General features: G+C 39.3%; 14 protein-coding genes and 2 pseudogenes. 1 reads left to right on the top strand and 15 read right to left on the bottom strand.

The window, feature by feature from the left end:
- The first annotated feature begins 295 nt into the window (after positions 1–295).
- A complete protein-coding gene (locus NST21_RS12880; protein ID WP_053345901.1) occupies positions 296–475 on the top strand; it encodes an H-type small acid-soluble spore protein in 180 nt (59 codons plus the stop codon).
- A gap of 346 nt (positions 476–821) precedes the next feature.
- Here NST21_RS12880 and NST21_RS12875 read toward each other — a convergent pair whose 3' ends face one another.
- The 15 genes and pseudogenes from NST21_RS12875 to NST21_RS12810 form a co-directional block, all read right to left on the bottom strand.
- The gene (locus tag NST21_RS12875; protein ID WP_340889455.1) at positions 822–1379 is read right to left on the bottom strand and encodes a hypothetical protein; all 558 of its coding nucleotides are present in this window, start codon (positions 1377–1379) and stop codon (positions 822–824) included.
- 677 nt (positions 1380–2056) lie between these two features.
- Positions 2057–3238: an ABC transporter substrate-binding protein gene (locus NST21_RS12870; protein WP_340889454.1), complete on the bottom strand. Its 1182-nt coding sequence runs from the start codon at positions 3236–3238 to the stop codon at positions 2057–2059.
- 25 nt (positions 3239–3263) lie between these two features.
- A complete protein-coding gene (locus tag NST21_RS12865; protein ID WP_340889452.1) occupies positions 3264–3971 on the bottom strand; it encodes an ABC transporter ATP-binding protein in 708 nt (235 codons plus the stop codon).
- Entirely contained in the window at positions 3955–4728 is a 774-nt protein-coding gene (locus NST21_RS12860; RefSeq protein WP_201180746.1) for an ABC transporter ATP-binding protein, read from the bottom strand. The genes NST21_RS12865 and NST21_RS12860 overlap by 17 nt, the downstream gene beginning before the upstream one ends.
- A 2-nt stretch (positions 4729–4730) precedes the next feature.
- Positions 4731–5726, bottom strand: a complete 996-nt coding sequence (locus NST21_RS12855) for a branched-chain amino acid ABC transporter permease (protein ID WP_053345897.1) — start codon at positions 5724–5726, stop codon at positions 4731–4733.
- Between the two features lies 1 nt (position 5727).
- Positions 5728–6591, bottom strand: a complete 864-nt coding sequence (locus tag NST21_RS12850) for a branched-chain amino acid ABC transporter permease (RefSeq protein ID WP_340889449.1) — start codon at positions 6589–6591, stop codon at positions 5728–5730.
- A 109-nt stretch (positions 6592–6700) separates the two neighbouring features.
- A pseudogene (locus tag NST21_RS28835) lies at positions 6701–6895 on the bottom strand (AMP-binding protein); the annotation flags it as partial.
- A gap of 138 nt (positions 6896–7033) precedes the next feature.
- Positions 7034–7660 (bottom strand): annotated as a pseudogene (locus NST21_RS12845) (AMP-binding protein).
- Positions 7661–8128: 468 nt separating this feature from the next.
- Positions 8129–9829: a sigma-54 interaction domain-containing protein gene (locus NST21_RS12840; RefSeq protein WP_057219407.1), complete on the bottom strand. Its 1701-nt coding sequence runs from the start codon at positions 9827–9829 to the stop codon at positions 8129–8131.
- Positions 9830–9961: 132 nt separating this feature from the next.
- The gene (locus tag NST21_RS12835) at positions 9962–10363 is read right to left on the bottom strand and encodes a MaoC/PaaZ C-terminal domain-containing protein (protein WP_053345894.1); all 402 of its coding nucleotides are present in this window, start codon (positions 10361–10363) and stop codon (positions 9962–9964) included.
- Positions 10360–10812, bottom strand: a complete 453-nt coding sequence (locus NST21_RS12830; RefSeq protein ID WP_056529604.1) for a MaoC family dehydratase N-terminal domain-containing protein — start codon at positions 10810–10812, stop codon at positions 10360–10362. Before NST21_RS12830 ends, NST21_RS12835 begins: the two co-directional genes overlap by 4 nt.
- Before the next feature lie 18 nt (positions 10813–10830).
- Positions 10831–11595, bottom strand: coding sequence for an SDR family oxidoreductase (locus NST21_RS12825; RefSeq protein WP_340889447.1), 765 nt, complete (start codon positions 11593–11595; stop codon positions 10831–10833).
- A gap of 20 nt (positions 11596–11615) precedes the next feature.
- Entirely contained in the window at positions 11616–12791 is a 1176-nt protein-coding gene (locus tag NST21_RS12820) for an acyl-CoA dehydrogenase family protein (RefSeq protein ID WP_098174625.1), read from the bottom strand.
- A 26-nt stretch (positions 12792–12817) separates the two neighbouring features.
- Positions 12818–13969: an acyl-CoA dehydrogenase family protein gene (locus NST21_RS12815; protein ID WP_340889445.1), complete on the bottom strand. Its 1152-nt coding sequence runs from the start codon at positions 13967–13969 to the stop codon at positions 12818–12820.
- Between the two features lie 25 nt (positions 13970–13994).
- Positions 13995–15614: a long-chain-fatty-acid--CoA ligase gene (locus NST21_RS12810; RefSeq protein WP_340889443.1), complete on the bottom strand. Its 1620-nt coding sequence runs from the start codon at positions 15612–15614 to the stop codon at positions 13995–13997.
- Between the last annotated feature and the right edge of the window lie 49 nt (positions 15615–15663).

Genomic DNA, 15663 nt, shown 5'->3' with positions numbered 1-15663 from the left:
ATAACAAGATTTTTTTTGTAAGTTTAGTATCATTTTACTTTTTAATACCTGATTTCAGAAAATCATTCTATTATTTCAAAAGAACGCTTACCACGTCATATTATGGAGTATGTAATACCACAGCCATCAGATGGGATAAACCTGATAGCATAATATCTACTCTTATGAATACTTTGGAATTTTCTTATATTGTAGACGGTGTTATTAGATGATCATCTGCATTTCTTTTAAAAAAAGAATAAAATCTTTTACCTTTTCAAATAATAATTAGACAAATAATAAGGGAGGGATTTATGTGGATGTTAATCGTGTAAAGCAGATTCTTTCTTCACCATCTGACATTGAGGTGAGATATAATGGCACTTCAGTTTGGATTGATAATATAAATGAAGATGGAAGAACAGCTACTGTACATCTAAGAGGGCCATTAGAGGAAAGGTCAGAAGTCGAAATTGAAGAGCTTAAAGAAATATAAAGAGTAATAAAACTTTATCCACCCATAACATTCCGAGAGAACAAAACGGGAATAGTAGCAGCCATACTTAATGAATTAGTATGGCTGCTTATAAGTGAAATCGAGATGAACATGCTTTGAACTGCCTGTGAATTTCATTTCATATTGGGTTCATTGTTGCTGAGAAGGCTTTTAGTTAAATTGAATTGTTGAGGTAAGTTAGGTAACTGTATTAGTGGTTTCTCTGAAGAAATTGGTCGAAATGTATTTGGTCCTTCACTATTCATTAAAATATACACAATTATTAAATTAAAAAAAGCCACTCTCTTTATGAGAAAGGCTTTGTTAAATGATAATTGAATGATCGTTACATTTTTTCAACTTTAATCAGACTTTCTTCTATCCAATTTAGTGTCCGTTTATCTTTTTCCTCTTCTGTCAGACTTCTTGGGAGTTCTATCCATTGATCTTTTTCAGGGACTAAATGAATCTGTCCTCTTAATGAATTTGGCACTTCCCTGTCCAATAAACGTATCTCTATATCATTATTAATAGTTACATATATATGCCCAGTATATTCGATTTCTTCAATTTTCATGTTAAAGTGACCTCGGGTATTAGGATGGCACCAAATATGATTTCCTTTAAGTTTTCTCAAAGAGTATTCAAAACCAAAAAGTTGTTCTTCCGATATATAATAATCTTTGATGTAATACAAATTTTCATTATGTTTTTTGTCATTCACATCATACACATCATACGTAAAATGTACATTTGAATCTTTTCTTATTTTAGGATTTTGGTCGGTCCAATTGTTATTTACTATTATTGGTCGTACAAAAGATCCTAGCCTTTCTTTTACTAAATATTCAATATTGCTATGATCGAGATTACATCCAAAGGTAAATAAAAAATAGTCTTTCAATTACTTCTAGCCCCATTTCAGCAATGAATTATTATTTAATCTAATATTCCCCTTATGATCAGACCAATCATCTTATGTATGGTAATGATAATTTATTGAATTTTCAGATTGATTTTTAAATACATGAAATCTAAAGTAAGGATTCCATTGTCACCTAATAATTCAAAAATATGCTCTGGTACTACTTAATGGTCCTACACGTCTAGAATATCCATACTTACCATAACCTTTTTTTCCATACTCTCTAGAGTAAACCATACTTTCTTATAAAAATCTTTTTCAAGCGTTACTTAGGAAAGTAAGGATCCGTCATCTTCAAGAAACTCTTTTACCAGAGTTTAAAAGGAAATAACTACACGATGCTCACATTTGCTATTGTCGCCTTTACTATTGTTTTTCTATCGTTTAGGCCCTTTACTAGAATATTATCATTTCTAGAAAGTACCTGACAGTATGAATCTTAACCTAGTAATAGATACATTGTGGAAGAAACAAAAAAAGAAACGTGTACTGGAATCCTTCATTTGAAGGATTCCAGTACACGTCCAAGAAATACAACAATCTACTCTATCAGTACATACTGGTAGAATTCTGCCGCACTCTAGCTACTTTTTTTATGACTGTTTACTTGAATATCAGGGATATTTTTCGTGACACCAGCACTGGCTTTGTTCACCTTAACGAATGGGAACTACTTTTCCATCTTCAACCGCTCCAACGACAATTGTAGATGCGAATCCTCCATTCTCATCAATTGTTGGGATATCGTAAATTTTCTGTTCAGCAGAAATATTCGTCAGCCCGTCCTGCATATGTTCGCGAATCGCCTTGACGTCATCCACGCTTCCTGCCGATTTCATCGCTTCCACAAAAGCATACATCGCGATGTAATTCAAACCGACTTCGGAGCTTGGATCTTCCTTATAATTTTTTTGATATTTCTCAATAAAAGCTGGCACTGCTTCTTCATCGGAGTTAATCAGAGGTAGGACACCGATTGAGCCTTCCAATGTTTCATATGATCCTGCAATCGGCTTCATTTGATCCAGCTTCGCCTGATCCATAATAATAAAACCGCCTTTAAACCCTAACTCCCGAGCTTGCTTCGCTACTTTTGCCGTCGGTTCAGACGCACCTCCGATAAACAGCACATCAGGATCCTTTTTCAATGCATTCGTAACAATCGTAAAGAAATCTGTTTCTTTAGCAAAATCAATCGAGGAATTATAAACGACTTTACCACCTTGCTTTTTCCAATGAGGGAGAACCGCTTCTGTCCAATCTTTTCCGTATTGAGAAGAGGTTGGCAAAGCTGCAATTTTTTTGCCGAAATGTTCCATGGCATACGTTGTAAACGGTTCGATATATCCTTCATAATTCGGTGGAATTCGTACGGTTAATGAATTTCCGCTTTCGGTAACTGAAGGCTCACTCGTATAGGCGCCAATGATAAATTTCTCTTGTTCATTAAAAACCTGCAGCGCCAGGACACCGCCGCTATGCGGCGTAAATATAATCGGTGTATCATATTCCTGAATTAATCGTTTAGCATTCGAACCTGTTTCATTCGGTAAGTATTTATCATCCAAAGAAACGAGATTAAGCGTGTATTTTTCCCCATCTACTTCAAACCCGCCGTCATCATTGATTTCATTGACGGCCATTTCCACACCATTTAACGTTCGTTTCCCATACAATGCTGCAGCCCCGCTTAACGGACCGCTAAAACCGATGTTAACGACATTTCCGCCTTTACCTTTTTTACCACTACTTGATGCGGGGCTGTCTCCCTTGTTACAGCCAACCAAAGCAGTTACTACTAGTAGCATGAATACAAATAACACTTTCAGTTGTTTCATATAAATAAATCCCCCATTCTTTTTTTCATGCTCCAATATACGCTTTCCGTACTTCACCATTAGCCAATAAATCACCTGCTGTTCCTTGAACGACAATTTCCCCATTTTCAAAAACATAACCTTTATCTGCAATGCTGAGGGCAGCATTCGCATTCTGTTCTGCAAGTAGAACGGTGATTCCTTCCCGGTTTATTTCTTCGATAACCTTAAACATCTGTTCCACAATCAAAGGTGCGAGTCCAACCGAAGGCTCATCAAGCATCAGCAGCTTTGGCTTAGACATTAATGCCCTACCTATGGCAAGCATCTGCTGTTGCCCACCGCTCAGACTTCCTGCATCATTATGATTCTTTTCTTTTAAGATTGGGAATAAATTATATACCTTTTCCAAAGAATGCTTGATTTCCGCCTTTTTCTTTCGATGCACATATGCCCCCATCCTCAAATTTTCCTGGACAGTCATTTGTGGAAACAGTTTACGTCCTTCGGCACACTGAACAATTCCAGCTTGAACATTCTTATCCGGGGCCCGACCGCCTATAGGACTATTTTGAAAATAAATTTCTCCTTGAGACAGCTTACTGATACCACTAATGGAACGAAAAGTCGTACTTTTACCCGCTCCATTCGCCCCCAATAAAACGACAATCTCCCCTTTGGCAACTTCGATATTCACATGTTTGATTGCAGTAAAACTTCCATAACTGACTGCAACATTAGATAACTTTAGCACTAGCACTACCTCCCAAATAGGCTTTAATAACCGCTTCATTACTTCGGATTTCCTTAGGTGTACCCTCGGCAATTTTTTCTCCGTAATTCAAAACCATGATGTGGTCAGCCAAGTTCATAATCATATGCATTTTGTGCTCGATTAAACATATCGTAAGACCGGATTGATTTAACTTCTTGATCAGAACTGTCAGTCCTTCCGTTTCATCCGGGTTGATTCCAGCAGCAGGTTCATCAAGAAAGATAATTTCCGGGTCCGTTGCAAGAGCAAGGGCGATGGCTGTCCGTTTCTTTTCCTCCTGCGAAACACTAGCGACTATTTTGTCAGCCACATCCGTTAATCCAACAATCTCCAGCACCTCCATAGCCTTATCCCGACATGCCGCTTCCTCTCGTTTTAAGCGTTTTGTTCTTAGAATGGCATCTACCAAATTCGATTTGGTGCGTAGTCTATGCCCAACAATGACATTATCCAATACGGTCGATTTATCAAAAAGACTGGTTGTTTGGAAGGTCCTTGAAATTCCTAGCGCTGCTATTTCATTAGCAGGAAGCTTGGTGATATCAATTCCTTTAAAAATGACGGTTCCAGAGCTTGGACGATGAAAGCCGCTAATCAAGTTAAAAAAAGTGGATTTCCCCGCCCCATTCGGTCCGATAATAGCATTGATTTTTCCTTTTTTAATCAAAAAATCTACATTATTAACTGCTGCTAAGCCGCCAAACCGCTTTGTCAAATTCTTAGTTTCAATAATCATTTTCATCCCTCCTCCACTTTAATAGAAACATCGTTTCTCAAAACAGGCGGCTTCTTATCTTTTCGTTTGATTTTCCAATCAAAGATGGCACCTGCGATTCCACGTGGATAAAAGATGATGATTAATGTAAGCAAAGGTCCGAAGATCAACATTCGGTACTCTTGAAGAAATTGCAGATTTTGCGAAAGTATTACGAGCAGTAACGTTCCCACCAACGGTCCCGAAAGTGTCCCAATCCCACCAACTAAGAGATACATCAATAGGTCGAACATAATGGAGGTGGAGCCGATATCAGGTCCAATAAACCGAATGAATGAAGCATACAGGGCTCCAGCCAAACCTGCGAAAAATGTAGAAAGGACAAAGGCCGTCAGTTTATTCTTCATCGTGGATATACCAATCGTTTGAGCAAGGTCCTCACTATTCCTGATGGCCATATACGTTCTACCTGTTAACGAATGGATAATCCGATACATGACTATGATCACCGCAAGCAGAAACACAAGGACAAGATAATATTGTGAAGCTGCCGTATCGAATGTTATTGGACCGATATTACCTGGGGCAGGGATGCCAATCAATCCTCTAACTCCCTCCGTCAGCCCCTCCCATTTATCAATGACCAGATATATGATATAGCCTACACATAATGTGTATATGGCGAAAAAGTGTTCCTTTGTCCTCAATGCTATTAATCCGATTACAAATCCAATCGCACATGTGATCAAACAGGCCCCCACAAGAGCCAGCCAAAAATTCATTCCAGATTTTACTGTCAGCAGCCCAAGTGAGTATGCACCAATTGCAAAAAATCCAGCATGAGCAAGCGAAAGATAACCAGTATAGCCTGATAACAAATTGATTCCGTAAACAGCAATTGCCCAAATGAATGAGAGTGTTAGCATATGAAGATAATAGTCGTTTTGACCGATAATAGGGAATAAAAAAGCTAAGATGATAAGAGCAATAATTCCATTTCGTTTCGTCAAAATCTTCATGCTACCTCTCCCCCTTAGCAAAAAGTCCCGTTGGTTTCACTGTTAAAATTACAACTAAAAGAACGAATGCAATGATGTCTTTATAATCATTTGAAATATAAGTTGCGCCCAGGCTCTCGCTGAAACCAAGGATATAACCGCCGACAATCGCCCCTGGAATACTTCCCATGCCTCCCAGAATGATAATGACGAATGCCTTCAAGATGACGAGATGTCCCATGCCGGGGAAAACGAGGTTAATCGGTGAAGCAAGAGATGAGGCAATGGCGGCTAAGCCACCAGATATCATGAAGGTCAGCATAGCGACTTTGTTGATGTTAATCCCTACAAGTGAAGCTCCTTCACGACTTTGGGACATCGCAATTATCGTTGAACCGGTATACGTTTTCTTGAGGAAAAGATAAAGCAAAATCATCACCACGATAGCCGAAACGATAATCAACAAGCGCTGCAGTGTAAACGTCAACCCCATGATGTTGACGACTTGATCGTAAGGAGAAGTCATTGTATGGAAATCGGCGCCCCAGACAAATTGCGCAAAGGCTTCAAGAAAAAGAAGGATCCCGATTGCCGCAATTTTATCGTGCAATGGCGGTGCCTCCCTTAACAAGCGGAACACGAAACGTTCCAATAGAACACCCATCAAACCAACAACGATTACGGATACAAACATAGCAAACCAATAATTAATGCCATATAACGTCATCATTGATAATGTGATGTACCCTCCCAACATATAGAGAGCTCCGTGGGCAAAGTTCGGGATATGCAAAATTCCATATACAAGCGTCAATCCCAGGGCAACTAAACTATAAACGCTTCCAATTGTCAAACCATTAAAAAGCTGCTGGATTAAAATATCCATTTACTTCCTCCTTCTTAATTATTGAATTTTTATCATGCTATTTGGTTATTCCTGCTTCACAATCAAGGGCATGCCTAGAAAACCAGCCATTCAAAAAAGTGAGAGGCATCTATTCATTAATCAAACTGACGATTTTTGATTCTGTTAACGGCAACGGAATTCTAATACTGTTTACCCTACGTTCGCCCGATAATGGATTGCGACAAGCAGATGAAGAAGCCTCCGATAAACCGTAGCCTTCAATGATTTTTATTTTTGTTAGCTTTTCAAACTGATGTAACATCGTAGGAGACAACGGGGCTGAATCACATAAACAGAACTATAATGTATGCAAAGCATTATGAGTATCACCAAGTTCTTTGATTAAAGAGTTTTACATTTGGGGTAAGCCATGAAAAATGGTCACTTTGCAAGTCTCGCTCAACTCGATTACCCGTTTAGCCTAAAACACGGGCACGATGACATTCGCTGCACCAAGCATAACAGCCAAGTTCATCGTGATAGTCATCATATACACATGATAAAGCGGAGAAGCCGTCATGATTACTTCCTCACCGAACTGAATCCTCGATTGAAGAAAGCTTTGGTTCTGAATCACATTGGCAACTAAATTAAAATGGGTTAGTTCCACACCCATTCTCTGTCCGGAAGTCCCGCCTATATACTGAATCACAGCCATATCTACTTTTGGACTTATAGTCGCTTCCCCTACCTCTTTCGGAGGGGCATGGATAAGGTCATCAAGATATTCAAAAGGCAATGTGAGTTTTAATTCTTTATTATCACCACCTACATATATACGAGGTCTTGAAGTAGCTGATAAAACGCCCAACTTGTTAGCGCTTTCATTTTCAGTGACTAAGTATTTCAATTGTACGTCTTCTTGAATCTCTCACATTTCTCTAACCATACATAACGGGTTGATTAGTATAATGATCATTCCTAGTTTAATAGCAGCATAATAGGCGATTAGATAATCGGGTTGATTACCTAGCAAGAAACCAATTTTATTACACTTTTTTGCCCCTGCCTTATAACAAGCAGTTGCAAGACCATCCACATTTCGCATAAGTAATCATTTGTTCTTCATAATAAATGGCTGCCCGGTCCCCAAAACCTATTTACGGAAAGCATTCTGCATAGGCTGATTTTAGGGATATTCGTAGATTTCATCGTCTGAATATAACCGCTTTCCCATGGTCGATCACCTGGATCAATCAACTATCTCACCTCACACTTTCTACATGGAAATTCCGTAGATTAATTCCTTATTAATATGCAAGTGCTGTGCCATAGTTAAACACAGTTACTGTGGCTATTTCAAAGTCCCAGAAAATTCATTATTGAATCATATAAATGAAAAATGGGGTTCTATATAGGATAGTCATCATTCACTTTTGACTGAAAAAATCATTTCTGAATTAAGTTAGTTTCGTGAATGAAGACCTAAAATAACGAGAGTCACTAATATTTGTTATTCAACGGGTAGCGATAAATAGTAAGAGGGGATTTCCGATAAACGGAAATCCCCTCTTACTTACCTATCCTTTTCACTGACCTTTAATTGATATTTTTTAAGTTTCCTCACAATTGTCGCCTGACTCGAATCTAGGGCTTCTGCGATTTCATATGTAGTTTGGTAGGTTTGCGCCGCTTTCGTCAATATTTCCTTTTCCGCTCTTTCTACCGCTTCTTTTAAAGTAAGTGTGCCTTTAAGGTTGGAAAAATTTTGATTTACCTGCTGATATTCTTCCGGAAGATCGCTAAGTGAAAGTAATTGATTATTTGTTAGGACGACGAGCCTTTCCACTATATTATTCAATTCACGGACATTTCCTGGCCAATCATATTGAAAAAAATATTCTTTCAATCTCGAATCTATTTCTTTCGAGAATTTATATTGTTCGTTGGCTTTTGTTAAAAATAAATCCGTCAATGCTAGAATGTCTTCTCTTCTCTCCCTTAAAGGGGGAATCGTAATTGGTATGACATTCAGCCTGTAATAGAGATCTTCACGGAATTCACCTACTTTAACCATTTCCAATAAGTTGCGGTTCGTGGCTGCGATTATTCGAACATCAATTTTTTTGGGCTTCGTTCCTCCGATTCTTTGAATCTCCCTTTCCTGAAGTGCCCTAAGTAGCTTTACCTGCAATTGTAGAGGAAGCTCACCCACTTCATCCAAAAATAAAATCCCACTCTCAGCCACTTCAAACATCCCTGGTTTCCCTTTTTGATTAGCTCCGGTAAACGCGCCGCCTTCATATCCAAAGAGTTCGGATTCCAATAAATCCGCCGGAATTGCCCCGCAGTTTATCTTTACGAAATCTCCTTTTTTAGATCGGATGCTCCGGTTGTAAATATTACGGGCCAGTACATCTTTTCCAACGCCCGTTTCTCCTAAGATCAGTACTGTCGCATCAATATCCGAGATTCTTTCGGCAATCTCATAAATCATTTTCATCTTATCACTGACAAAAACAACCCCATCCTGACTTGTTATCTTTCGAAGTTTTTCAATTTCCTGCTTATATTGATTATTCAATTCATTTACTTTCGTCAATTCATGCATCAGTTCATTTAAATCTGACAAATCACGTATGTTCGTAACGACTTGCTCAATTTCACCTTCTTCATTAAAAACGGGACTTCCTGTAATTAATGTTTCTTTTCCAGCAAAATTATCCTGTACGACTGAAACCGTTCGTCGCAGCTTCACTACCTTATGTGTCACCGAAGTATTCAAAATACCTCGTTTTATTAATTGGTCCACCGATTTGCCGATATAATACTCTTTCGGAATGCCAGTAATCCGTTCAATCGCTGAATTTGTGTAAAGTGTAATGCCATTTTGATCGGTGATATAAATCCCATCATAGGAATTTTCAATAATGGCATCAAGAGCGCGATTCAGTTTTTCCGTTTCATGGGCATCAACCAATAAATTATCCAAAAATTGTGTTTCACTGCCTACATATAGAATATCGCCATTATCCAATTGTGTCAGAAATATAAATAAATACCGTTTGTCATGCAGGCGTGCAGCTGCCAATCTATTATTATCGAGAAATTGCCACTCTTCAAATTGTTCGGTAAGTAGTTTCTTCCCATTCTGTCCTATCCGATCATTTAGGTAACTGCTCCAATCCCTAATCCGGTATTCAGAATCAACGACTAGAGCAGGAAAGATCCACTCTTTGAGCAAATTAATCTGAGAATCCTGTTTTACATGATTCATTAATAATATTCACCGCCGCAAAAAGAATTCTTTTTTAGTACAATTCTGGATAGATTTCGAATCTCCTTTAATATTGTCGAATTTTAATCCTAAAAAAAGTAGTGATGAAATAAATTTCACCACTACTTTCCTTTAGTAGGTCCTAAAAATAACCTCTCCACTGATCGCTTCCTTACCTGATTGGTTGATTGCTGCTACATTGAAATAATACTTATCTTCCTTTTTCTCTTTTAAATCTGCTTGAAGGGTGATAACATCATTCAAGAAAACCATACCTTTGAAACGAATCTTGTATTCTTCAATGTACCCAATTTCATATAGATTACTGAAAATCTTTGCCAGGTTTCCCATCGTCCACATTCCGTGTGCAATAATCCCAGGCAAACCAGCATTTTTTGCTTCTTCATCAATCGTATGAATGGGATTGAAATCACCTGATGCCCCTGCATACTTAATGAGATCCAAACGTGTTACAGGACCAAGCTCTATCGAATGCAACGAGTCGCCAATATGCAGTTCAGTTAATGTAGTCACTTGCTCATCACCATCCTTTTTATCGTTTCATTGATAATGACAAGTTGTTCAGCGGTAAAAACAATTTCTCCATTTGCATCTGTCCCGTAATTTTTTAAGGCTAGGAATCCCATTTCCCCTTGCTTTCCTTTTTTCTCATAGTAGTCCCTCACTTCTGTATAACAGGTAATTTCTTCTCCAACCCTCAGCGGACGGTTATAATGATATTTCTGTTCACCGTGTATCAATCCTTTATTTGGGAGGTCTAAGCCTTCAATCGTTCCAAAATCAAAAACTCTTGGAAAAGTTGGGGGCGCAATATTCGTACCATACCTTGATTGCCTACCTTTTTCTTCATCGATGAAAATCGGATGCGGGTCACCAATCGCTAACGCAAATTTTTTAACGGCTCCCCGTTCAACCAGATTTTTAACCGGTTTAGATTGTTTTCCAATACTTTCATTGAACATATCATCCCGCCTTTACTCTTAATTTTTTGGACCACCCGCAACATATAGAACTTGCCCACTAACGAAAGATGATGCTTCATCAGCGAAAAATGCAACAGCATTAGCGATGTCACTTGGAATACCGCTTCTAGCAACTGGAATACTGTTTGCCCTATCCTGGATAAATTGTTCAAAACTCACTCCCATTCGCCGTGCTGTTTCTTTCGTCATTTCGGTTTCAATAAAACCAGGTGCTACCGAATTAGCCGTTATTCCATATTTACCAAGTTCAATTGCGAGTGTTTTTGTTAACCCCTGCAACCCCGCTTTTGCCGCTGCATAATTAGCCTGACCGCGGTTACCTAGTGCCGAGGTGGAAGATATATTAATAATTCTCCCATATTTGTTTTCAACCATATACTTCTGAGCCGCACGAACCGCATTGAAGGTACCTTTTAAATGCACGTCCATTACTGTCTGCCAATCTGAATCGGTCATTTTAAATAGTAAATTATCTCGAATGACACCTGCATTATTCACGAGAATATCTAGCGAACCGAACGTATCAGCTATTTCTTTTACTGATGCTTCTACCTCTTCTGAATCCACCACATTGGCGACCCTTGTAAAAATGGTATGGCCTTGATCCCTTAGTTCATTTCCTGTTGAGGTCAAAACTTCCTCATTTATATCTATGATAGCAACCTTTGCGCCTTCACTTGCAAATAGTTCTACGATTGCCCGTCCAATTCCCCTGCTTCCACCAGTAACTAAAGCGGTTTTCCCTGAAAATCTTCCTGTCATAATCTTTTCCTCCTAATCTATTATAAAAATTGTCCTAATTTAACATGTCCTTTAATTAAATTCCGTGAAATAATCATGCGTTGTATTTCATCGGTCCCATCATATATTCTCCAAAGTCTTGCCTCACGGTACCAGCGCTCAATTGGAAGTTCCTTCGTATAACCCATGCCCCCATGTATTTGCAACACGCGATCAACGACACGATTCCCCATATTTGCTCCATAGAGTTTAGCCATAGAAGCTAGATGACGATTGTCTTCTCCATGATCTAGTGTGTAGGCGGCATTTAACACAAGCCACCTTGCAGCTTCGATTTCAACAGCCGAGTCAGCAATCTGCCATTGAATAGCCTGGCGCTCAGCGATTGGTTTTCCGAATGTGACGCGTTCTTTTGCATAATCTATAGCCATTTGCAGCAATCGTTCTGAAGAACCGACAGCACGTGCCCCCACGATCCATCTTGCAAAACCAATCCATTCAAGGCCAAGTTTATAACCTCCATGCACTTCTCCTAAAATATTTTCCTCGGGTACCCGAACATTATCGAAAACTAAACCAGCCGGTCCCCATTCTCCCATCGTGTTGATATACTCAGATTTCCAGCCCATGCTCCGATCTACGATGAAACAGGTGACCCCTTCTGTACCAGTTTCTTGATGAAGTTCTTTATCGGTAACAGCAATGACCATGACGAAATCGGCATCATTTCCACCTGTAATGAATGTTTTTTCTCCATTCAGCACCCACTCATTGCCATCTTTTATCGCAGTCATTTTAATATTTCGAGTATCGGACCCAGCTCCCGGCTCCGTCATGGCAAAACAGGATTTTTTCTCCCCATTAATCGTAGGAATCAGATACTTCTTTTTCTGTTCTTCGTTTCCATAATAGAGAATATTGTCCGCAGAACCGCCAAAGCTGAAAGGTACAAACGTTTTTGATACTTCCATCAAGACTATTGCCATCATCATCTGCCCTAAGTCGGCCCCGCCAAACTCCACCGGCGTATTAATGCCCCAGAACCCCGCTTTTTTTGCTTTTTCCTGTAATTCTATTAATTTCCCTTCAGGTAAACTAGGTTTTCCTGCTATTTCGTTGCGAAGTACTTCATTTTCCAAAGGAATTAATTCATTTTCCACGAACTTGCGTATTGTTTTTTGTACCATTTTTTGTTCATCTGATAAACGTAAATCCATTATAACCCCTCCATTTTCTCATTAAACTATTTTTGATAATTTTTCTTTAATTGTCCTGTAATGATATTTTTCTGGATTTCGGACGTTCCTTCATAAATTCTAGTAATTCGTGCATCCCGATAGAAACGTTCGACTGGATAATCCTTCATGTATCCCATCCCTCCATGAATTTGAACTGCTCTATCAGCGACCCTGTTATATACTTCCGAACCATACAGCTTCAGCATTGCCGCTTCTTTAATAATTTTCTCTTTTTGATCGACCATCCATGCAACCCGGTATGTGAATGAGCGGAGAGCTTCTATTTCCATCGCCATTTCGGCAATCATATGAGATACGGCTTGATGATCGATAATAGGAACATCGAATTGTTCACGTTCAGTAGCATAATGGATTGATAAATCAAGCAGGTATTGGCAGGACCCCAAATTTCGTGCGGCAAGTCCCGCCCGGCCATTTGCAAGGATTTTTAATGCATTGACATAGCCTTTCCCGACTTCCCCTAGTACATTTCCCACTGGAACCTCACAATCTTCAAAAACCAGTTCGGCAGAATGTGAGCCCCTAAGTCCCATTTTCCTTTCAATGCTACCAATTTGAAAACCTGGGAACCCCTTCTCTACAATGAATGACGTGATTCCTTTTGCTCCTATTCCCTTATCCGTTACCGCCATAACAGTAAAAATATCGGCCACATCTGCATTCGTTATATAATGCTTAGTCCCATTAAGAATATACTTATCTCCTCTTTTGACAGCAGTCATTTTTAGATTCGTCGCATGAGATCCGGCAGCAGGCTCAGTTAAAGCGAATGCGCCAATTTTATTTCCGCTTGCCATATCTGGCAGGTACTTTTGCTTTTGCATTTCATTGCCCATTTCTACGATTCCGACCGTCCCTATGCCAGTATGGGCACCAATCAGAGTGGTATATCCATTATGTGTTTTACCGATTTCTTCATATAAAGCACATTTCCCTACCATCCCAATGCCTAGCCCGCCGTACTGTTCTGGGATACTGAGTCCGAATAGCCCGATTTCCTTCGATAATTTGATGATGGATTCTGGAATATGATCATCTTCCTCTATTTGCATTGAATATGGTTCGATTTCTTCTTCAATAAACTGCCGTATATTTTCTTTTAAAAGTAGGATGTCTTCATCTAAGCGAAAGTCCATTTGCATTCCCCTTTTTACCTATGAATTATTTGTTAGCGTTTTCATTCATTACCGGATAAGCAGCTTTATATTTTTCTTGAAGCTTTCGTTTTAAAATTTTACCGACCGCAGTTTTGGGAAGTTCACTTTGAAAGGTGATAACTTCCGGTACTTTAAAGGCTGCGAGCTGTTTTCGGCAGTATTCATTCAGTTCCTTTTCAGTTATCCATTCATTTGGCTTAATAACAACGGCTGCATGAACGGTTTCACCACGGTATTGGTCGGGAACACCGAATACCGCTGCTTCAAGTACCTTTGGATGGCTGTAAAAAACCTCTTCAATTTCAATAGGATAAATATTAAATCCGCCTGCGATAATCATTTCTTTCTTTCGTCCAACGATGTAAAAGAAACCATCTTCATCCATCTTTGCGATGTCACCGGTATATAGCCATCCGTTTTGAATCGCCTGCAACGTTTCTTCTGGCATGCCCCAATACCCTTTCATCACCTGAGGTCCCTTAATAACCAATTCGCCAGGTGTATCAACCAAAAGGGACGGCTCACCTGTAATACTGTCAATAATGGCGGCATCTGTATTTGGGATAGGTATCCCAATACTTCCGGGTTTTTGCAGGCCTCTAACTGGATTTCGATGCGTCACTGGTGAAGCCTCAGACAAACCATATCCTTCAGCGATCATTGATCCGCTTACTTCGTTAAAACGTGACAATACATTTAGAGGCAATGGCGACGAACCCGAAGTGCATGTTTTCAAAGAATTCAAATCAAAAGGATGGGACTGGTAATATTGTAATAAAGCAATATACATCGTCGGCACAGCTGGGAAAATAGTCGGTTTGAGCTTATTAATAATATCAACTATCTCAGCCACCTCAAACCTAGGTACTATAATTAAATTACCTCCATTATAAAACGTCAAATTCATAGCAGAGGTCATACCATATACATGAAATAGAGGAGAAACGGCAAGTACCCTTTCCTTCGCCTTTTGAGTATTGATTTGTGAAGTAGCCGCGCTTTGCAAGGTGTTAGCCACGATGTTTCGATGTGTTAGCATCGCACCTTTTGAACGCCCCGTCGTTCCTCCTGTATATTGGAGGACAGCAACATCTTCATCAGGTTCAATTGGTACAGTAAAATCTGCCTCTATTATTTTCATAAGCCTTTTTGTCAGCTCACACCTGCCATTTTCCATAGACACGCTTATTGTCTTTTCAACACGTGTTTCTGGTAATATGGCTTCTACCGTGGGATAAAGTTTATCGAGCACAATGATGTGTCTTGCACCTGAGTCTTTTAGGACATGTATCAATTCGTTCGCCTTATACATTGGATTGATTTGAACAACGATCGCACCATTCAAAAGCGTTCCAAAAAAACTAATCGGATATTGAGGACAATTGGGCAGCATAATAGCCACACGATCTCCCTTTTTAACCCCATCATCAGCAAGTATCCGGGCACATCTTTTCACTAACTGCCCCAACTCAGAATATGTATACGTTTGATCCATAAACGTAATCGCTGTTTTATCCGGATACAGTCCAACTGATTGGTAAAATAAGTCTGTTAGAGATATTTCAGGTATATCAATTTCCATTGGATTTCCGGACGGGATATGCTTGTTCCAAGGTCTATCCATTAGTCCTCCCCTTTCTTCATTCAAAAAATAAAGAAGTCATGCTAATATT

The organism is Peribacillus sp. FSL K6-1552, assembly GCF_038005205.1.
Lineage (GTDB): Bacteria > Bacillota > Bacilli > Bacillales > DSM-1321 > Peribacillus > Peribacillus butanolivorans.
The sequence above is the reverse complement of the archived record's forward strand: the minus strand, read 5'-3'. Positions and strand labels throughout refer to the sequence as shown.

Coding starts and splice junctions, on each gene's coding strand:
- NST21_RS12870 (WP_340889454.1), bottom strand. CDS start 3,238: ATGAAACAACTGAAAGTGTTATTTGTATTCATGCTACTAGTAGTAACT.
- NST21_RS12860 (WP_201180746.1), bottom strand. CDS start 4,728: ATGATTATTGAAACTAAGAATTTGACAAAGCGGTTTGGCGGCTTAGCA.
- NST21_RS12855 (WP_053345897.1), bottom strand. CDS start 5,726: ATGAAGATTTTGACGAAACGAAATGGAATTATTGCTCTTATCATCTTA.
- NST21_RS12850 (WP_340889449.1), bottom strand. CDS start 6,591: ATGGATATTTTAATCCAGCAGCTTTTTAATGGTTTGACAATTGGAAGC.
- NST21_RS12840 (WP_057219407.1), bottom strand. CDS start 9,829: ATGAATCATGTAAAACAGGATTCTCAGATTAATTTGCTCAAAGAGTGG.
- NST21_RS12830 (WP_056529604.1), bottom strand. CDS start 10,812: ATGTTCAATGAAAGTATTGGAAAACAATCTAAACCGGTTAAAAATCTG.
- NST21_RS12825 (WP_340889447.1), bottom strand. CDS start 11,595: ATGACAGGAAGATTTTCAGGGAAAACCGCTTTAGTTACTGGTGGAAGC.
- NST21_RS12820 (WP_098174625.1), bottom strand. CDS start 12,791: ATGGATTTACGTTTATCAGATGAACAAAAAATGGTACAAAAAACAATA.
- NST21_RS12815 (WP_340889445.1), bottom strand. CDS start 13,969: ATGGACTTTCGCTTAGATGAAGACATCCTACTTTTAAAAGAAAATATA.
- NST21_RS12810 (WP_340889443.1), bottom strand. CDS start 15,614: ATGGATAGACCTTGGAACAAGCATATCCCGTCCGGAAATCCAATGGAA.